The following is a 13746-nucleotide window of genomic DNA, read 5'->3' on the forward strand; positions in this document are numbered from 1 at the left end:
AATAAGCCGGTTCGCTCATAACACCCTTTTAAGCCTCTCTGGACTTTCTTTAAAAGGTGATACTATGCTACATCGTTCTTTTTCTCAGTTTTTTTTTCAATTTCCGTTTCAAACATATCTTCTTCAACTTCAGGACGTCCTGGAAGAATGATGTTCAGTACGACTCCGATGATTGCAGCAAGAGCCATGCCCTGGATTTGGAAATCCTCAGAAACCTTGATATAGGCGCCGCCGATTCCGATGACAAGAATGACAGATGAGATAACCAGATTTCTTGTATTGCCAAAATCAATTTTGCTATCAACCAGCATCCTTAAGCCTGATGATGCGATGATCCCGAACAGCAGTATGGATACTCCGCCCATGACAGGTGTGGGAATCGAGCTGATCAGCGCTGTGACTTTACCGATGAAACCAAATACTGTCGCAATAACCGCTGCGCCTAGCAGTACATAGACACTATACACTCTTGTGATCGCCAGTACGCCAATATTTTCACCATAAGTTGTTTTCGGCGGACCTCCGATTAAACCAGAGATCATTGTTGCCATACCATCACCAAGGATGGAGCGGTGAAGGCCGGGTTCTTTAATATAGTCGCGGCCTACAACCTTGCTAAGGACGAGCTGGTGGCCAATGTGTTCAGAGATAGTCACGATCGCTACAGGGACCATCAGCAGGATGATTTTCATATTGATGCTCACGTTGTAATCAACGAATGGGAAGATGAATTCCGGCATTTCAAACCAGCCAGCTTTTTGCACGATTGAGAAGTCAACAATTCCGATTGCCAGTGAGTATATATAACCGACGATGATACCAGCAAGGATTGGAACCATGCTCAGCATTCCTTTAGCGTAAATCGAGAAGATGATGGTTGCTGCAAGTGTTACCAGTGCTGCTGAGAAATGGAGCAGACTGTACTCTGTAGTTCCTGGAACATTCATCGCCATGTTGACGGCAGTTCCAGCAAGCGCAAGGCCGATGACGATGATGACGGGTCCGACCACGATTGGCGGAAGCAATTTCATAATCCAGCGGTAGCCTGCCTGCTTGATGATCAGAGCTACAATTCCGTACACAAGTCCGGCAAGGAAAGTTCCTACCATTGCTGCCCCTGGGCCGCCGCCTGCTTTAGCAGCAATGATTGGTGCAATGAAGGCAAAGGATGAACCAAGGTATGCTGGAACCTGGAATTTAGTGATGATCAGGAAAGCGATCGTTCCCAGACCGCTGGAGATCAGGGCAATGGCTGGGCTCAAGCCCACCAGGTATGGTACAAGGATAGTCGCGCCAAACATGGCGAATAAGTGCTGAAGGCTTAGTGTGACCCATTGTAATGGTGATGGGACGTCTTTGATATCGAGTATTGGTTTGTTCATTGTATGTCTCCTCTCTTTTGTAAAAAAAAACCTCTTTGCCAGAGGGTGCAAAGAGGGTATGGGCCATAAAAAACCCGCACGAAGCCAGGCTCCGTGCTCCCCCTTTTTCAGCCTCTCTGGACTGTATTAAAAGGGTGTTTATTTATTTTTCAAAAATGCTCACTCGTTCTTCTTCGTCTACTTCCTGAAGTTCTACAACGATTTTTTCGGAGCTTGAAGTCGGGATGTTTTTCCCTACAAAATCCGCCCTGATCGGCAGCTCCCGATGGCCTCGGTCCACAAGCACCGCCAGCTGAATTGTTGCCGGGCGCCCGATGTCAATCAGTGCATCCATCGCTGCCCGTACCGTCCTGCCCGTGTAAAGAACATCATCCACAAGGATAACCTTTTTGTTTGCGATATCCACAGGGATGTCCGATCCTCTGACTTCAGGCTCCTGGTCGTTTGTTTTTTTCGTTAGATCATCGCGATACAGTGTGATATCCAGCTCTCCGACCGGAATCTCCGCTCCTTCAATGTCGCGAATTCGTTCAGCCAGCCTATTGGCTATATAAATTCCTCTTGTGCGGATCCCTACAAGTATGCTATCTTCAATTCCTTTATTTCGCTCAATGATTTCGTGTGCGATCCTTGTTAGGGCTCGTCTGATGCCTTGCTGATCAAGGACAACTGCTTTTTCAGTCATGTCTTTGTTTTCACTCCTTCTCTGTTTACGATTGAAAACGGATATTAAAAAACCCTCCTGCCTGTACAGGCAAGAGGGTAAACGACATTGTAAGCATGCAGCAGGGCATAATCATGCCTGTTGCAAATCCGTTTCCTTCTCAGCCTCACGGGACTGTCTTTAAAGGACTTATTAAACTATAGTCATCTTAAGACAATTGTAGAACTTTGTCAACGATTTTCTCTTAGTTCATTTAAGAGCTCAGTGAAATATTCTGGAAGTGGTGCTTCAAATTCCAGATACTCTCCTGTCCTTGGATGCTCAAAGCCCAGCACTCCAGCGTGAAGCGCCTGGCCTCCGATATCCAGTGTCCGTTTTGGTCCATATTTCGGGTCACCGGCAAGTGGATAACCAATATATTTCATATGGACACGGATTTGGTGCGTCCTGCCTGTTTCAAGCTGGCATTCCACAAAGGAGAAATCTTTGAAACGTTCAAGAACATTGAAGTGAGTGACGGCATGTTTGCCATTATCAACAACTGTCATGCTCTGACGGTCCTTTTGGTCGCGGCCAAGCGGAGCATCGATCGTGCCAAAGTCATGCTGGATATTCCCATGGACCAGCGCTTTGTACCTGCGTGTCACTGTTTTTGCGACGAGCTGGTTCACAAGACTTTCATGTGCAAGATCATTCTTGGCGACCATCAAAAGCCCAGAGGTATCTTTATCGATCCTGTGGACAATCCCCGGGCGCAGAACACCATTGATTCCTGATAGGTCCTTGCAGTGCTCCATCAACCCATTCACTAAAGTTCCCGTCATATGGCCCGGGGCCGGGTGTACTACCATCCCTTTAGGTTTGTTGACTACCAGAACATCCTGGTCTTCATAAAAGATCTCCAGGTCCATTTTTTCAGGGATCACATCCAGGATTTCCGGATCTGGAATGCTGATCACCAGCCTGTCCTGAAGGCTGCATTTATAATTAGTCTTTACAGGTACTCCATTCACAAGGACATTTCCATCCTTGATCCATTGCTGCACCTGGCTTCTGGACCATTCAGGGTCAAGTGTCGATACAACCTTGTCTATTCTGTCCCCAGCCTGGTCTTCATTGATGATGTGTTCCATTTTCTCCATAAGCTTTCTTTTTCGCCTCTCTCTCTTCCCTGATCATCTCAATCATCAACAATCCCACACCGATAACAAGTGCGGAGTCGGCGATATTGAAAATAGGGAAATCGTACCCGAAAATATAGGTATTGATGAAATCAACCACTTCTTTCCGGAACACCCTGTCTATAAAATTCCCGATTGCCCCTCCCAGCATAAAGCCGAGTGAAACCCCAAGCAGCAGTTTGCCTTTCGCTGCTTTTTGAATGTAAATGACAAGGCCGATGATCACAACGATCGTAATAAGATAAAAAAACCACATCTGTCCCTGCAGGATTCCCCATGCAGCACCGCGGTTGCGGTGTGAGGTGATGTAAAAAAAGTTCTCAATCACCTGGATGCTATCACCAAGCTCCATATTTTTGACAATCAGCCATTTAGTCAGCTGGTCAAGCAAAATCACGAAAAGTGCAATTATGTAATAAAACACAAAGGTAACCTCCACATCCACAGCAAATCATTACCTTTGCATTTTAGCACATATAAAATAAAAACGACAGACATTATAAGATTGGATGAGAAGATACAGCTGTATAAACGGGGCTGTTCCTGCTTCTGGGATAAATAGACATCCCCGTTCGATTGATGATGACCTGTTAAAGGTTCTTAATGTGAAAGAAGTTCTAACAGAGACCATTGGGGACCTGTTTTTTCGTTTGCCCAGTAAAAATGGGCTCCAATCGGGCTTATTGGTGACCTTTGATTCAATTGCCCAATAAATCTGTCACCAATCAACAATTCAATATTTTCACAAGCAAATTCTCCACCATCAGCTCTTTTATGAATAAATCGGCTTTCGGCAATATTGCTCTGCCAGATGCAATTCCATCGCCGTCCTTGCAGTCGGGATGGTTTGCAGTAATTCAAACGGCATGGTTTCTCCGGAGATTTCGCATTTTCCATACTCGCCGGTTTCCATTTTGGCTAATGCTGTTTCAATATCCCGCAGCTCGTCCAGGATGTACGGCAGGATTCGCTGATCGGTCTGTTCATGATTCAGGTACGCTAACAATTCTGTTTTCGTTTCACGGAGTTCATTGTAAATGTAATAAAGATTACTTTTCATATATCTGCCCCCGTTCCTGTTTACAGCTATTATTTCCCGGCACGATTTGCTGACACGGGAAAAGTTTTTACATGTACTGCAGGAATTCCCATGAAGGAAGATATTTGGCAGAAAAAAAACTCCGGAAGACCCCGGAGTTTTTTTTGCATTAATAATTTTCTTTAACTACTGCTGCGCAGCGCGGGCATAGAGTTGGATGCTCTTCTACCTTGCCTACCTCAGGGGTAACAACCCAGCAGCGTTCACATGTTTCGCCTTCGGCTTTAGTAACAACAATTGCAGCCTTCTCCAGCTTAATTGCGTTTTCTGGCGCCTCTTCATAGCTTCCTGCAACTTCAAAGCCCGACACAATGAATAACTGGCCGAGGTTTTCAGAAATGGAATCGAGCAGATGCTTCGTGCTGTCATTAACATATAAAGAGACTTTTGCTGTTAATGATTTGCCGATGACTTTTTCATTTCTAGCTTCCTCAAGCGCTTTAAGGACATCATCGCGCAGGTTCATAAATGCATTCCACTTTGTTTCCAAATCTTTAGCATTTGGAATTTCCTTGTATTCAGGCATATCCGTCAGCTGGACACTTTCTTCTTTTACAGAAGGGATGAAAGACCAAACCTCGTCTGCTGTATGAGAAAGGATCGGTGCAGTCAGCTTCACCAATGCAAGCAAGCTCTCGTGAAGAACAGTCTGGATTGCACGGCGGTCTGCATTATCAGCTGCTTCAATGTAAAGTACATCCTTTGCAAAATCAAGATAGAATGCACTTAAATCAAGGGTACAGAAGTTATTCACCGCGTGGTATACGCCCGCAAATTCGTAATTGTCGTATGCATTGCGCACATATTTGATCAATTTATTCAGCTTGACAAGCATGAACTGGTCAACTTCCCGAAGCTGTTCAAAAGGCACTGCATCAGTTTCAGGATTGAAATCAGCAAGGTTTCCAAGCAAGAATCGGAATGTGTTGCGGATCTTGCGGTATACTTCAGCAACCTGCTTGAGGATTGCGTCAGATACACGGACGTCTGACTGGTAATCTACAGAGGCAACCCAGAGACGAAGGATATCTGCTCCTAATTGGTTCATAACCTTTGCCGGAACGACAACGTTTCCGATTGACTTGCTCATCTTGCGGCCTTCTCCATCAAGAGCGAAGCCATGGCTAAGGACTCCTTTGTATGGCGCCTTGCCTGTTACTGCAACAGCAGTGGACAGTGATGAGTTGAACCAGCCGCGGTATTGGTCTGAGCCCTCAAGGTAAAGGTCTGCTGGACGCTGGAGATCATCTCGCTCAACAAGTACTGCCTGGTGTGATGAACCAGAATCGAACCAAACATCCATAATGTCAGTTTCTTTTGTAAAATGGCCATTCGGGCTTGCAGGATGGCTGAAGCCTTCAGGCAGCAACTCCTTTGCATCCTTTTCAAACCAGATATTTGAACCATGTTCACGGAATAGCTTAGATACATGGTCAATTGTTTCATCAGTAATAATTTCTTCTCCATTTTCTCCATAGAAAACAGGGATTGGAACGCCCCATGCACGCTGGCGGGAAATACACCAGTCACCGCGGTCGCGGACCATATTGAATAATCTTGTCTCTCCCCATGCCGGTACCCATTTCGTTTCTTCTACAGCTTTTAGCAGTTCGCTTCTGAAGTCCTTGATGGAAGCAAACCATTGTGCTGTCGCACGGAAAATTACAGGCTTCTTTGTTCTCCAGTCATGCGGGTATGAGTGTGTGATGAAGCTAAGCTTCAGTAATGCACCGACTTCTTCAAGCTTTTCTGTGATTGGCTTGTTCGCCTGATCATAGAATAATCCTTCAAAGCCTTCTGCTTCTGCAGTCATATAACCCTTGTCATCTACAGGGCACAGTACTTCCAGGCCATATTTCTGTCCTACATAAAAGTCGTCTTCCCCGTGCCCTGGAGCAGTGTGGACGCAGCCAGTACCGGCATCAGTCGTAACATGTTCACCAAGCATAACGAGGGAATCCCGTCCATATAAAGGATGGCTCGCCAGTATGCCTTCAAGCTCTTTACCAGAAACTTTCTTGACTACTGTAGGGTTTTCCCAGCCAATTTCATTTGTAACAGTCTCAAGAAGAGCTTCTGCAACAAGTAACTTCCTTCCGCCTGTTTCAACAACAACAACATATGTTAAATCAGGGTGAACTGAAATCCCCAGGTTGGCAGGAATTGTCCAAGGTGTCGTTGTCCAGATGACAACTTCAACATCCTGATCGAGAACTCCTTTACCGTCCTTTACCGGGAAACCAACGTAGATTGATGCAGAACGCTTATCTTGATATTCGATTTCAGCTTCTGCAAGTGCTGATTCACTTGATGGAGACCAGTAGACAGGCTTCTTGCCTTTATAAATATAGCCTTTCTTTGCCATTTCGCCGAATACCTTAATTTGCTGTGCCTCATATTCCGGCTTCAAGGTGATATATGGATTCTCCCAGTCCCCTCTGACACCCAGGCGTTTGAACTGTTCACGCTGATTATTGATTTGCTCGTATGCATACTCCTCACATAGCTTCCTGAATTCAGCGACAGTCAGTTCTTTACGTTTGACGCCTTTGTTCGTCAATGCCTGTTCAATCGGCAGTCCGTGCGTATCCCAGCCTGGTACATATGGTGAGCAGAAGCCGCTCATTGATTTGTAGCGCACGATAAAATCCTTGAGGATTTTGTTTAGCGCGTGTCCCATATGGATGTCACCATTTGCATATGGAGGGCCATCATGCAGGATGAAAAGCGGGCGGCCTTCAGTATGATTTTGAACTTTTTCATAAATATTCATTTCTTCCCATTTTGCCTGGATTTCAGGTTCCCTGTTTGGAAGATTTCCTCGCATCGGGAACTCGGTTTTAGGCATGAGCAACGTATCTTTGTACTCCATTAAATTATATCCTCCCTATTCTTTACCCTGGCAAACATGATAGTGATGATTGAGAAAATAAAAAAACCTCCTCATCCCTGAAAAGGGACGAGAAGGTTTATTCCCGCGGTACCACCCTAAATAGACTAGAATGATGTTCATTCTGTCCTCTTAGCATTCTTAACGCGAATGTCACGCCTGCACTTACTGCTCCTGTTCGGAGGTTCAGCTCGGAACTATAGGGTGATTTTCAGGCTATCGGCTCGCAATGGGCTTCCACCTTCCCCATCTCGCTTTGGCAAGCATTTGAACAGCCATACTGTCCCTGTCATCGTTTCTATCATGTATTGCACTTTGTTATGAAATTATATGCGAAATGACCACTCTGCGTCAAGCCAGTGAATCTTCTTCTTCACGGGCTGCTGTCTTCAATTCGGTTGAATCAAGCTCGTATTCTAAAAGATGATCCCAGTCATCCGTATTCAGCATATCCAATTGTGCTTCGATCAGCATCTTGAATCTTGTGCGGAAAACCTTGGACTGCTTTTTCAACTCCTCAATTTCCAAAGCAATCTTGCGCGCTTTGGATAGAGATTCGTTGATGATTCGGTCTGCATTCTTTTCCGCTTCCTTAATGATCAGCTTTGCCTCTTTTTGCGCGTTGCGGCGTACTTCTTCACCGGCTTCCTGTGCAATTACGATTGATTTATTGAGAGTTTCCTCAATATTCGTAAAATGCCCAAGCCTGGAATTCATTTCATTGAGCCTTTCTTCAAGCTCTTTTTTTTCACGGATAATCAGTTCATAGTCCTTGATGACCTGATCAAGAAATTCATTTACTTCATCTTCATCATACCCGCGGAATCCCTTGTTGAATTCTTTGTTGTGTATATCTAACGGCGTTAAAGGCATGACGCCACCTCCCATTAAGTTATATCCTTTATGTACTTTAAGCAAAGATTCGACAAAAACACTAAAAATCCTTCTTCTATAAATATATATTTATTTTTTCCTTCCGGCAATAACCCGGTATTTATCTTTTTTGGTTTTCCCTTCAATTGTGATGATTTTTGCCCTTCCATATCCACGCGCTGAAATGACATCCCCCTCGCCGCATTCAAACGCACTGTTTTCGATCGCAGTCCAGTTCACTTTTACATGGCCATGCTGGATCAGAAGCTGCGATTTCTGCCTGGACAGGTTGAATAGTGATGACATAACTGTATCAAGCCTTAATGAGGACACTGTCGCATTCATTTCATGCCATTCTTCAGCAATAGCTGCTGCCTGCCCAATATCCAGTTCAGTCAAGCTTATGGAGGCTCTGCCGACTGATTCAAGCTGCAGCCTGATATAATCGGCAATCTCTGCGGCTGCAAAAAACTGAACGTTGTCTCCATCAATGAGGATGTCACCATACTTTCCGCGCTTCAGCCCAAGTGACATCAGGCTTCCAAGTACCTGACGATGTTCGATGGTGATAAATTTTTTAGGGTACTCTATTCCAAATAGCTTTATCTGGAAATCTTCCTTGCTGGCCTGTACATAGTCGGGAAAAAGTAATGCACGTTTTCTCTCTGTTCCTTGAGCTCCGCCAAACAGCTCCCATTTGACATCAGGATGCTTGCCAATGACAGTTGCAAGGATTTGCTGTTCTCTTGGGTCAAGAAAATCGGTTAATTTTGGTGCATAGCTCTGCTCCACATAATCTTTCCAGTTAATGACCTGGTCGATGAATTCACGTTCTTCCGGCCGGAAATGCTGGTAAATATTCATTGTGATCTCCTTTTGTTTCTAAAACGTTTTACCCCGAATAGAAAATAAACAGGGCCTGCTTAAGACCCTGCTGGAATAGTCATATTTTAAAACCAATGGGCCAGCTGATACAAGCCTGATACTGCGAATTTCAAAACCAGGAAAGCAACAATTGGCGAAATATCGATCATGCCAATAGAAGGCACGATTCTTCGGAACGGCTCCAAAAACGGCTCACAAATACGGGCCAGAAATTGTCCGATCTTTGTCTCTCTTGCGTTCGGGAACCAAGACATGAAAATATAAATAATCAACGCCCATTGATAAATCCCGATAATGTTAGCTACAATCACCACTAAAGCATCCATTTGCTATTACCACCTCGACTCTTGAAAATCCCGCTCCTGCATTAGCTCAGAAATATTTCCTGTCACCTCTACATTATCCGGGGTACATAAAAAGATATTCATGCCGATGCGCTGAATATCACCGCTGATTGCATACACTGTTCCGCTCAGGAAATCGACAATCCGCTTAGCCTGTTCATGATCAATTCTCTGCAGGTTGACGACTACCGCACGGCGATTTTTAAGATGATCCGCAATTTCCTGAGCTTCAGCATACATCCTTGGCTCCATTAAGATTACTTTAGATGATTTCTGCACACTCTGGAGGCTGACAACATTTTGCTTTTGCTGTGCGGGCTGCCGGCTTGGCTTCATAGGCTCCACTTCCTCTTCGAGCATTTCCTCATCATTATAGTCATATTCATCTTCCAGGAAAAAAAATGTCTTAATTTTTGATTTTAAACTCATTTATTGCACCTCCGATTCGTTGCCTACCAGGGCTGTCCCAATTCGAACCATAGTAGATCCTTCTTCAACTGCTATTTTAAAATCATTCGACATTCCCATTGACAGTTCTTCACAAGGAGCATAGTCAAGATGTAAATCCCTGATGTCAGCCTGCAGCCGTTTGAGTGTTTTGAAACAATCTCTGATTATCTTCTCGTCTGCTGTATTTGGTGCCATTGTCATCAATCCAGCAACAACGATGTTTTGATACTGTTTTAATTCCTTTATGAAATCAATTACCTTTTCAGGCGCTAATCCATGCTTGCTCTCTTCTCCTGACGCATTAACCTGGATTAAGCACTTGATCTTCGAAGCGGCCCGCTTATCGATTTCCTTTGCAAGCGAAAGCCTGTCCAACGAATGGATGTATGTAGCATGGCCGATAATATTCTTCACTTTTCTTGTTTGAAGTGTGCCAATAAAATGCCAGACAGGTTTGTCCTTTATTAGGCCTATTTTATCGAGCATTCCTTCATCACGATTTTCGCCCAAATGGATAAGCCCAGAGTCAATTGCTTCCTGTGCCCGTTCTGCTGAGACATATTTCGTAACGGCGATAATTTTTATATCTTCAGGATTTCGATTGGCCTTCTGGCAAGCTTCGTTGATTTGATTCTGGATAACCTCCAGATTTTCTGATACTTTCATTTATGGACGGCTATCCTCCTTCCACCCGATATAGGCAAGCATTCTCCCGGCATTACCTTTATCCCGTCTATGGGAGTAAAAATGCTCACTATGGCAGCTAGTGCAAAAATCGGTAACATGGATATTCTCATTTTTAACACCGGCTTTTAATAAGATCTGCCGGTTTACTTCCTTAAGATCGAGAGAATATTGACCTTCACTAACTTGATTATATGGTAAACTTTCGACACCTTCTAGTACATTTTTTACTAAAAGGATTACTCTCTCATCAACAATATAACATTTTTTGCATATTGATGGACCAATTACTGCAGAAATTTTTTCTATTTTTGCCCCATTTTGCTGAAACTTGTTAATCATTTCAGCACCTATGCCGCTAACTGTCCCCTTCCAACCGGCATGGGCTGCTCCAATCAGCCTGCTGTCTGGTTCAATGAAGTAAAGCGGAACACAATCTGCATAGCAAAGTGTGAGCAAAATTCCTGTTTCATCGGTAAAAAATCCATCCGTATCATTAAAAGAGGACTCGTAATCTTCAGAGCCTCTGCCCTGATCTTTTTTCGACACTTTTTGTATACGAACCCCATGGGTTTGCTCGGCGCCAATCCAGCTATCCAGCGGAAAATTAATTTTATTGGCCAGCAGCAGGCGATTCTGGCAGACTGCTCCCAGATCATCACCAACATGAAAACCAAAGTTCAAGCCTGAGAATGCCTGCTTGCTGACTCCGCCATTCTTTGTCGTGAAACCAGCTTCAAGTCCAGGATAACGATCCATCCATTCTTTTATTGAAAAAAATTCATCTTTACTCAGGATGAAAGGTTCCATTTTAACTACCTCACCATGTTTTTTGTCTAGTTTATCATATCAAAGCGTGAACACAACAGCGATAAGGTGTCACTGTTCACTGCCGTCGTGCTCGATATACTGTCCGCTATCCTTGTAACGTACAAGGATGACATCTTCCCCAATTTTCAGGATGTTTTTCCAGGGAATTACAACCTCGTCTTCCCTGCCAAAGAATCCAAGGACTTTTCCAGTGCTGCCTATGACAACAGCTTCAATTTTCCCTGTAGTCAAATTAATCTCAATATCTTCAATGTTCCCCAGCCTTTTCCCATCTGAAACATTGACGACATCTTTTATCTGGAATTCGGTTACTTTTACCATGCAGATCCCTCCGGAGTTCACATTCTTTCAGTTGGCAAGAAATTGTTTATTTCTTATATAAAAATATATGACTGGAATTGAGTTGTATGAGTTTGGAGGAGTCCATGGGCAAAATAAAAAGCTGCCTTTAAGGGGCAGCATCAGCCTGCAGACTAACTCGATTGTATCCATGGTTGTTTGCTGTCTTTTTTAATGTTTAGATGATATACAGTACTGTTGATTTCCACTCCATACGCTTCGCTTTCCTCGGGGCTGGCGGTGAGCTCCTCGTCGCTTTGCTCCTGCGGGGTCTCACCTGTCCAGCTGCGCCCGAAGGAGTCTGCGCGTCTTCCGTTCCAATCAACAGGGTTTATCATAAAGCAGGCAAATACCTTTTTATACAACTTTCTCTTCCCAATTATAAAAAGCTGCCTTTAAGGGGCAGCTTAGCTTTGGATATTCTTATTCATTTGTTTGATTGCCGCTTTTTCAAGTCGGGATACTTGTGCCTGGGAGATGCCAATTTCATCTGCGACTTCCATTTGTGTTTTACCCTGGAAAAATCTCTTCCTCAGGATGAGTTTTTCCCTTTCATTCAATCGCCGCATTCCCTCTTTTAAAGCAATTTCTTCTATCCAATGAGTATCCTTGTTCCGCTCATCGCTCAGCTGGTCCATCACAAAGATTGGATCGCCGCCATCGTTATAGATTGGTTCGAACAAGGAAACAGGATCCTGAATGGCATCTAGAGCAAAGACAATTTCTTCATGAGGCACTTCCAGCACTTTTGCGATTTCCTCCGCTGTCGGTTCCCTTGAGGCCTCGCTCATCAGCCGCTCCCTTACCTGCAATGCTTTATAGGCTATATCCCTCAGGGATCGGGAAACTCTGATAGGATTATTATCACGTAAATACCGTCTGATTTCACCTATGATCATTGGGACGGCATAGGTAGAAAATTTCACATTCTGCCCCAAATCAAAGTTATCAATGGATTTCATAAGGCCTATACAACCGACCTGGAACAGATCGTCGACAAACTCGCCCCGGTTGTTAAATCGCTGGATTACACTTAAAACAAGCCTCAGGTTTCCATTCACAAGTTTTTCTCTTGCTGTGATGTCACCACTTTGCATTTCTCTAAAAAGTTTTCTCATTTCCTCGTTTTTAAGAACGGGAAGCTTTGATGTATCCACACCGCAAATTTCAACTTTGTTTCGTGTCAATCTTTTCCCTCCTCACAGGAGCTGCTGTCAAAATTCAGTATCTCCGCAGGAAGGAAAAATATGCACTATTTACCGGCTGGCTGGTTGATATCAGGAAGATATAGCCAGGAAAACCGCAGATTATCAATGTTATCCAAGAAAAAAATTTTTTTCTGTCGAACGGTTATTGCTAAATGCTATACCATTTTGTTGAATTCTTTTCGAAGCCGTTTTATGATTCGTTTTTCAAGACGGGAAATATAGGATTGTGAGATGCCCAGCATGTCTGCGACATCCTTCTGGGTCTTTTCTTCACCGCTGCCAAGCCCGAAGCGCAGCTCCATGATTTGTTTTTCGCGGTCAGAAAGCTGCTGCAGCGCTTTAACCAGAAGTTTCTTATCAACATTTGATTCAAGGTCTTTTGTTATGATGTCATCATCTGTGCCCAGGACATCGGAAAGCAGCAGCTCATTGCCGTCCCAATCGATATTCAATGGCTCATCGAAAGAAACCTCGGAACGCAGCTTATTGTTCCTGCGCAAATACATCAATATTTCATTTTCAATGCACCGGGAAGCATAAGTTGCCAGCTTGATCTTCTTCTCGGGATTGAAAGTGTTCACAGCCTTGATTAAGCCAATTGTGCCGATGCTGATCAGGTCCTCTATATTGATGCCAGTGTTCTCGAACTTCCTGGCAATATATACGACCAGACGGAGATTCCTTTCAATCAGGATAGACCTGGCCGCCTTATCGCCATTTGGAAGCTTATTCAGCAGAACCTCTTCCTCTTCTTTGGTCAAAGGAGGTGGCAACGCTTCGCTACCGCCGATATAATATATTTCATCTGTTTTTAATCCAAGTTTCATTAATAATTTATACCAGTAATAGGATAACCGAAGCCGTAAATTTTTCATTGATTGTCCTCCTTCTAAATTATGTATTTCTGAGTATAGTA

Annotated in this window: 15 protein-coding genes and 1 other annotated feature; all 15 genes read right to left on the reverse strand. The window is 44.0% G+C overall.

Features of this window, described 5'->3' with window-relative positions:
• Positions 1–62: 62 nt before the first annotated feature.
• The 15 genes from AC3EBE_RS15700 to sigE all read right to left on the reverse strand — a co-directional run bounded on the left by AC3EBE_RS15700 (position 63) and on the right by sigE (position 13705).
• Positions 63–1382: a solute carrier family 23 protein gene (locus AC3EBE_RS15700; RefSeq protein ID WP_488595980.1), complete on the reverse strand. Its 1320-nt coding sequence runs from the start codon at positions 1380–1382 to the stop codon at positions 63–65.
• Between the two features lie 142 nt (positions 1383–1524).
• Positions 1525–2067: a bifunctional pyr operon transcriptional regulator/uracil phosphoribosyltransferase PyrR gene (gene pyrR / locus AC3EBE_RS15705; RefSeq protein WP_488595981.1), complete on the reverse strand. Its 543-nt coding sequence runs from the start codon at positions 2065–2067 to the stop codon at positions 1525–1527.
• 209 nt (positions 2068–2276) lie between these two features.
• Positions 2277–3188 (reverse strand): RluA family pseudouridine synthase, encoded by a 912-nt coding sequence (locus AC3EBE_RS15710; RefSeq protein ID WP_488595982.1) that lies wholly within the window; start codon positions 3186–3188, stop codon positions 2277–2279.
• Positions 3160–3651, reverse strand: coding sequence for a signal peptidase II (lspA, locus tag AC3EBE_RS15715; protein WP_488595983.1), 492 nt, complete (start codon positions 3649–3651; stop codon positions 3160–3162). Before lspA ends, AC3EBE_RS15710 begins: the two co-directional genes overlap by 29 nt.
• A gap of 348 nt (positions 3652–3999) precedes the next feature.
• Positions 4000–4287, reverse strand: coding sequence for a TraR/DksA family transcriptional regulator (locus tag AC3EBE_RS15720; RefSeq protein ID WP_488595984.1), 288 nt, complete (start codon positions 4285–4287; stop codon positions 4000–4002).
• A gap of 148 nt (positions 4288–4435) precedes the next feature.
• Positions 4436–7198, reverse strand: a complete 2763-nt coding sequence (ileS, locus tag AC3EBE_RS15725) for an isoleucine--tRNA ligase (RefSeq protein WP_488595985.1) — start codon at positions 7196–7198, stop codon at positions 4436–4438.
• A gap of 80 nt (positions 7199–7278) precedes the next feature.
• Positions 7279–7518, reverse strand: a binding site (T-box leader).
• A gap of 49 nt (positions 7519–7567) precedes the next feature.
• Positions 7568–8089, reverse strand: a complete 522-nt coding sequence (locus AC3EBE_RS15730; RefSeq protein WP_488595986.1) for a DivIVA domain-containing protein — start codon at positions 8087–8089, stop codon at positions 7568–7570.
• 90 nt (positions 8090–8179) lie between these two features.
• Positions 8180–8953 (reverse strand): YlmH family RNA-binding protein, encoded by a 774-nt coding sequence (locus AC3EBE_RS15735; RefSeq protein ID WP_488595987.1) that lies wholly within the window; start codon positions 8951–8953, stop codon positions 8180–8182.
• An 86-nt stretch (positions 8954–9039) separates the two neighbouring features.
• Complete coding sequence (locus tag AC3EBE_RS15740) at positions 9040–9300, reverse strand: YggT family protein (protein WP_488595988.1); 261 nt, start codon at positions 9298–9300, stop codon at positions 9040–9042.
• A 6-nt stretch (positions 9301–9306) separates the two neighbouring features.
• Positions 9307–9747 carry a cell division protein SepF gene (locus AC3EBE_RS15745; protein ID WP_488595989.1) on the reverse strand — a complete coding sequence of 147 codons (441 nt, stop codon included), beginning with the start codon at positions 9745–9747 and terminating at the stop codon, positions 9307–9309.
• Positions 9748–10434: a YggS family pyridoxal phosphate-dependent enzyme gene (locus AC3EBE_RS15750; protein ID WP_488595990.1), complete on the reverse strand. Its 687-nt coding sequence runs from the start codon at positions 10432–10434 to the stop codon at positions 9748–9750. It lies immediately after the preceding gene.
• On the reverse strand, positions 10435–11262 hold the full coding sequence (pgeF, locus tag AC3EBE_RS15755; RefSeq protein WP_488595991.1) for a peptidoglycan editing factor PgeF: 828 nt from the start codon (positions 11260–11262) through the stop codon (positions 10435–10437).
• 69 nt (positions 11263–11331) lie between these two features.
• Positions 11332–11604, reverse strand: coding sequence for a YlmC/YmxH family sporulation protein (locus AC3EBE_RS15760; protein ID WP_488595992.1), 273 nt, complete (start codon positions 11602–11604; stop codon positions 11332–11334).
• A gap of 425 nt (positions 11605–12029) precedes the next feature.
• Positions 12030–12809 carry an RNA polymerase sporulation sigma factor SigG gene (gene sigG, locus AC3EBE_RS15765; protein ID WP_335427762.1) on the reverse strand — a complete coding sequence of 260 codons (780 nt, stop codon included), beginning with the start codon at positions 12807–12809 and terminating at the stop codon, positions 12030–12032.
• A 176-nt stretch (positions 12810–12985) separates the two neighbouring features.
• On the reverse strand, positions 12986–13705 hold the full coding sequence (gene sigE, locus AC3EBE_RS15770; RefSeq protein ID WP_251542120.1) for an RNA polymerase sporulation sigma factor SigE: 720 nt from the start codon (positions 13703–13705) through the stop codon (positions 12986–12988).
• Between the last annotated feature and the right edge of the window lie 41 nt (positions 13706–13746).

The organism is Mesobacillus sp., from assembly GCF_057785455.1.